General features: G+C 55.7%; 6 protein-coding genes and 1 pseudogene. 1 reads left to right on the plus strand and 6 read right to left on the minus strand.

Translation table 11 applies throughout. The annotated features are described in order from the left end of the window. The 5 genes and pseudogenes from ACH2EH_RS10845 to ACH2EH_RS10865 all read right to left on the minus strand — a co-directional run. Nucleotides 1-397, minus strand: a pseudogene (locus ACH2EH_RS10845) (2-hydroxyacid dehydrogenase); the annotation flags it as partial. Then, nucleotides 394-885 carry a TspO/MBR family protein gene (locus ACH2EH_RS10850; protein WP_395141564.1) on the minus strand — a complete coding sequence of 164 codons (492 nt, stop codon included), beginning with the start codon at nucleotides 883-885 and terminating at the stop codon, nucleotides 394-396. The gene ACH2EH_RS10850 and the pseudogene ACH2EH_RS10845, both read right to left, overlap by 4 nt. Beyond that, nucleotides 882-1,889, minus strand: coding sequence for an NADP-dependent oxidoreductase (locus ACH2EH_RS10855; protein ID WP_395141574.1), 1,008 nt, complete (start codon nucleotides 1,887-1,889; stop codon nucleotides 882-884). The genes ACH2EH_RS10850 and ACH2EH_RS10855 overlap by 4 nt, the downstream gene beginning before the upstream one ends. Before the next feature lie 18 nt (nucleotides 1,890-1,907). After that, nucleotides 1,908-2,519, minus strand: a complete 612-nt coding sequence (locus ACH2EH_RS10860; protein ID WP_395141566.1) for an NAD(P)H-dependent oxidoreductase — start codon at nucleotides 2,517-2,519, stop codon at nucleotides 1,908-1,910. A gap of 77 nt (nucleotides 2,520-2,596) precedes the next feature. Beyond that, entirely contained in the window at nucleotides 2,597-3,229 is a 633-nt protein-coding gene (locus tag ACH2EH_RS10865) for a PEP-CTERM sorting domain-containing protein (RefSeq protein WP_395141568.1), read from the minus strand. A gap of 563 nt (nucleotides 3,230-3,792) precedes the next feature. On the opposite strand from ACH2EH_RS10865, the gene ACH2EH_RS10870 reads away from it, so the two are divergent. Further along, on the plus strand, nucleotides 3,793-4,185 hold the full coding sequence (locus tag ACH2EH_RS10870; RefSeq protein ID WP_395141570.1) for a hypothetical protein: 393 nt from the start codon (nucleotides 3,793-3,795) through the stop codon (nucleotides 4,183-4,185). 111 nt (nucleotides 4,186-4,296) lie between these two features. On the opposite strand, the gene ACH2EH_RS10875 is transcribed toward ACH2EH_RS10870, so the two are convergent. Beyond that, on the minus strand, nucleotides 4,297-4,647 hold the full coding sequence (locus tag ACH2EH_RS10875; protein ID WP_395141572.1) for a hypothetical protein: 351 nt from the start codon (nucleotides 4,645-4,647) through the stop codon (nucleotides 4,297-4,299). Nucleotides 4,648-4,703 lie beyond the last annotated feature (56 nt).

Here is a 4,703-nt window from a genome sequence, read left to right on the forward strand (position 1 = left end):
AGTTATGCTCACGAACGCGGTTGTAGGCGCGGTGAATTTTTCGGTTGAGTGCCAGCAAGAGCGCGACGGTGTGCTCCGCGACGGCATAGGGCGAGTAGGCGGGCACCCGTGTCACGGCCATGCCCAGCGCCTTTGCCGCCCCGAGATCCACGTTATTAAAGCCCGTGCTGCGAAGCGCCACGAGCCGTACGCCTCTTTCGTAGAGCTGCTTCAAACACGGTGCGTCTAAGAGATCGTTGACGAACACACAGACTGCCTCCGCTCCGTTGGTGCTGGCAGCGGTCTCGGTGGTGAGGCGGAACTCATGGAACGTGAAGCGGAGCTTTTCCACACCAGTGGCATTCTCAAAGTACTCGCGGTCGTAGGGTTTTGTGTCATAAAAAACAACCGTGCTCATGGGTTTAGCCTCCAGATCGCCAAGTTGAGGGTCGCGGCGATACTCACCCAGATGAGGTAGGGGATCAGCAAGACGGCTGCGACTTTTCGGATGCGCCAGAATAGCCCCAGTGTCACGGCGAGCGCCAACCAGAGCACGAGTATCTCGGCGAAGGCGAGCCCCAGTAAGTGCCTCCCAAAAAAGAGAGGTGTCCAGAACGCGTTGAGCAGCAGCTGCACAAGAAACCAGCTCAGCGCCCGCCACTGGGTTTTCCAGCCCCCTTTGTGCCAGATAAGCCATGCGGATACAGCCATAAGCATATAGAGCAGCGTCCAGATGGGGCCAAAGACCCAGGCGGGCGGATTCCAAGACGGTTTCACCAGCCCTGCGTACCAGCGGTCGCTGGAGACAAACACCGCACCGAGGGAAGCTGAAAAGCACAGAGTCAGCCAGCCGAGCAGTGGCAGAGCGGGATGAGGGGCTGGAGGAACGGCACCAGGAGGGGTCATGGGGTTAGCTCCACAACCATCTTCCCTATATTCTCTCCCTGAAAGATCCCGATAAATGCACCCACCGCTTTGTCAATTCCGTGCACGACCGTCTCTTTGTTCTTCAGCTTGCCCACGCGAAGATAGCTGCCCACTTCGTCCTCAAATGTCACTTGGCGCGCTAGCCAGTCGCTCACAATAAGCCCTTTCATCGTCAGACGCTTGGTGGTGATGTTAAAGAGATTAGATGGGCCAGGGCGTGGATTTTCGGCGTTGTAGCCTGAGATCCCGCCACAGGAGATGATCCGCCCCCCGATTCGCAGTGCGGAAAGTGCCGCTTCCAATGTCTCCCCCCCGACATTGTCAAAGTAGACATCTATTCCCTCGGGGGCTGCTTGGGTGAGCAGCCCCAGCACGGAGCCGTCATGGTAGTTGAACGCAGCATCGAAGCCGCACTCGTCGCACAGAAACGCGACTTTCTCGTCGGATCCCGCTGAGCCGATGACCCGGCACCCGCGAATTTTTGCGAGCTGCCCCGCCACATTGCCCACAGCTCCCGCCGCGCCTGAGATATAGACAGTATCACCTGACTTGACCTCCACTAAGTTCAGGCCCGCCCACGCCGTGAGCCCGGTCATGCCGAGCAGGCCAAGATGGATCGAGAGGGGCTGAAACTCGTGGCTGACCTGGTGCAGGTCTTTTGCGGACGCGATGAAGTACTCTCGCCAGCCAAAGCCCGATGTCACGACATCTCCCAGCAGAAATTTCGGGTCGCGAGACTCAATTACCGCTCCCACTGCACCACCGCTCAGGGGCTTGCCCAGCTCAAACGCAGATACATAGGACTCGCCCTCGTTCATACGCCCGCGCATGTAGGGATCCACCGACATGAAGCGATTACGAACGAGTATCTCATGCTCTTTGAGCGGTCCTAGCTCGGTCTGATCCAGAGAGAAGTTATCGGCGGTCGGAAGCCCGGTGGGGCGAGAGAGGAGCCGAATCTCTCGGCTAACAATTTGTGGCATCATGACGGTTTCCTTGTATCACTCCGCAATCAGCTTGTCGTTTTTGCCTCGCGCAAACTGGAGCGTAATCTCCGCCACGCGCTGACCATAGATCTCGGCTGTCTCCAGATCGCCCTGTGAGGGAGCGTCGGAGGCGGCTACCTGAAAGCTCGCGGCCATCGGCCCAATGTAGGAACCCACACGGTTGTGTGCGTCGGGGCCAGGCCCGGTGATCTCGTTCATTTCCTCCGGCTTATTGGGCGCGGGCATCATCCCCAGCCCGACAAAGATCATCCCATGCTGCATCGCATTGATCGTCAGGCCCAGAAGCGTGTTGAGCTTATCACCGGAAAACGACGACGAGTTGGTGAAGGCTCCCGCAATCTTGTTTCTCCACGCAAGCGTGAACCACTTCTTGGCAGCGACCTCGATAAAAGTTTTCATGCCCGCGGACATACTGCCCATGTAGGTAGGACAGCCAAAGATAATGGCATCGGCGGTGTCTAGCTCATCGAGGCGCTCGGCTGCTTCCTCAACAGTGTAGAGCTGCGCCTGGATGCTGGGCACACGCTGCGCACCGTGGTAGACAGCCTCTGCTTGTCGTTTGGTGTGGCCGTAGGTGGAGTGGTAGATAATGGCGATTTTATTCATGGTGATTCTCTCTTACGTCTGGGCAAGGTCAGGCGTTAGTAGGCGACTGCGATATTGTCCACGACATTGCGAGCAGACTATTTCTTTCGGCGGCGTATGATTAGCCCGACGAGTCCCAGCCCGGCCAGCGCCAGTGTCCCCGGCTCCGGTGCGGCGGTCACTTGCATGATCGTCAGAACCGCTGCGCTTGTGTTGGCGCTGACGCCCCCACCGAGTACCGCTGCACCGCCTGTATTGACAATGTCCGAAGCGATACCAGGTGTGCGCAACAGGAAGATCGTCCCATTGATTCCAGCCGGAAGCGATGAAGTGGTTCCAAAATCGACACTGTCACCGAAATCGCCTACACCAGAGCGCACAACGGTCTGGGGAGCAACTCCCCCAGTGGTATTGACTAATGCTCCTGCTGCATCAATATCCGTATTCGTTGCGCCGTATTGTAGGGGGCGGGTGGTGAAACCGGCAACAGAGAAGCTTGCAACCTGAGCATTGCTCACCCCAGTCTGTACTTGATAGGCAAAGACTAAATCTGTGCCATTGCCAAAGACAGAGGAGATTAAATTCCCTGAGATTGTGTTCCCTGCATTGGTTCCCGCATAGGACGCTGTCTGCGAGGTACCAACCTGCGTGAAACCGGCAGGAAGGAACCCTGTCACGGTCAGTCCTGCAAAATTCTGTGTACTACCAATTGGTAAAGTGCCAAAAGTCACTTGTGCATTTACTGCACTCACTGAAGATAGACATGTCACTGCAAATATTCCAGTAACGAAGCGAGAGAGCGAAATTGATTTTACGATCATTTTCAATACCTTTTCTTTGTTCCATCTAATACTCACAAGAGATTGTAAATATCAGATGAACGTTCCTTATTCACTGTTGTAGAGAAACTTTATTCTCTGCCTAAGAGTAGGCATCAATACCAAAGTTCCCTTGAATTTATTGCCTACCTGAAATATTTCTTCTGTTGATTGGAACGGGGGGAGACAAAACGGAATGACTGTGCGACGAGGAAGAAACCAAAGGACGGCCACTGCCCGAGTCTACACGTTGTCATGGGGACATTGAACTCAATCGCATCCAGGTTGAAATGCAGGTGACAACTCCCCACGCATAAATGCGGGAGTTTCTCTGCTGTCAAGCCTCAACGCTGTATTGCCCTACAGCGATTCTCATAACGTCCGTATGCTCTCTTCAGGCGCTTGGTTTCTCTTTTCCAGGCGCGAGGCTTGAAACAAAGGGAACCCGATGCTCCCCTTACGAATAGAACAAAAATATGAACACAAAGCCACTCGATTCTGGTGTGGGAACTCCGCTTGAGAATGGGGCGGCAGCCGTTTCGCATACCGTCGGGGCGCACTACACACAGGCAACCGCCGCCGATGCCGGAGAAGCCATTGCCCTAGATGCGTCCGAGATGGCAGCCATTGCGGAACCCGACTACGCGGTGCCCGGAACGCACGATATCGTTGATCCTGAGAGTGGTTGTGTACTAGATCCCGACGAGGCGACTGCCGTGGCGCGAGAGGAGAACGAGGGAAATACCATGGTGGTTCCGCCGCGAACATGCCAACCACTGAGAGCACACCAACCACTGAGAGCACTCGATGTGATGCGTAGAATCCAAGAGGAGACGATGCTTGATCCCGAAGGGCCGACGGGAGCGTAGCTTCAGCAGAAATGGGCATCGTGTAGGCGAAGCTTGCCAGGCGCACGAAGTGCCATATTCTGAGGTGTTTCGGGTACATGAAACACCTCAGAAATCACAGTTTACAGTTATCTAATACACCGTGGTGACGGTTGTGGTCGTCGCACGGAGCTGGTAGTGCTGACCTGCGCTGTCGGTGAAGTCAGCAACGATGTCTACGGTATTACCGTTATTCCACAGTGGTCCCTGGCGAATGACACCTTCAATGGTGTTGGCATCACGACGTAGGTCTACGGACGTCGAAGCCCAAACTTCTTCAACACGTGCTACGGAGATGCGATCTATCTGAAGTCCACTCGGAACTGCGGTTCCATCTGCGGCGACAATAGCGATGGAGGCGAGAACCCGAAGGTCTGTTGGCGAGGTTGAGGGCATCCGGTCAATCCATACGGCAGCCGTTGCCACCAGTACCTTGCCTTGCACGGAGACCTGTTGTGGTACCGCACGTAATTGATCCGCGGTGATCGCCGGGCCGGGCG

Source organism: Armatimonas sp., assembly GCF_043760365.1.
Classification (GTDB): Bacteria; Armatimonadota; Armatimonadia; order Armatimonadales; family Armatimonadaceae; genus Armatimonas.